Source organism: Bartonella sp. AP58NXGY, from assembly GCF_042195785.1.
In the GTDB taxonomy this organism is placed as follows: Bacteria; Pseudomonadota; Alphaproteobacteria; order Rhizobiales; family Rhizobiaceae; genus Bartonella.
This window is the reverse complement of record NZ_JBHIOY010000193.1, coordinates 1-231: the sequence shown is the minus strand read 5'-3', so window position 1 is coordinate 231 and position 231 is coordinate 1. Positions and strand designations below refer to the sequence as shown.

1 protein-coding gene is annotated in these 231 nt (G+C 39.8%); it reads right to left on the bottom strand.

Features of this window, described 5'->3' with window-relative positions:
• On the bottom strand, positions 1-230 hold a 230-nt coding region (locus tag ACFINC_RS10370; RefSeq protein WP_375617160.1), incomplete at its 3' end, for an FAD-dependent oxidoreductase.
• Position 231 lies beyond the last annotated feature (1 nt).

The following is a 231-nucleotide window of genomic DNA, read 5'->3' as shown; positions in this document are numbered from 1 at the left end:
ATAATTAACGATTTCGCTAATCGCATTTCAGCATGTAAAAGTCCTACGGCATTTGTTGATGAATCATCAGAACGAAAGGAATTTGAACAAACCAGTTCTGCCAATTTATCGGTTTTATGGGCATCTGATTTTTTTTCGGGACGCATTTCATGCAAAATAACAGGAATGCCTGATTGAGCAATTTGCCAGCTTGCTTCACACCCCGCAAGACCGCCACCGATAATATGAATT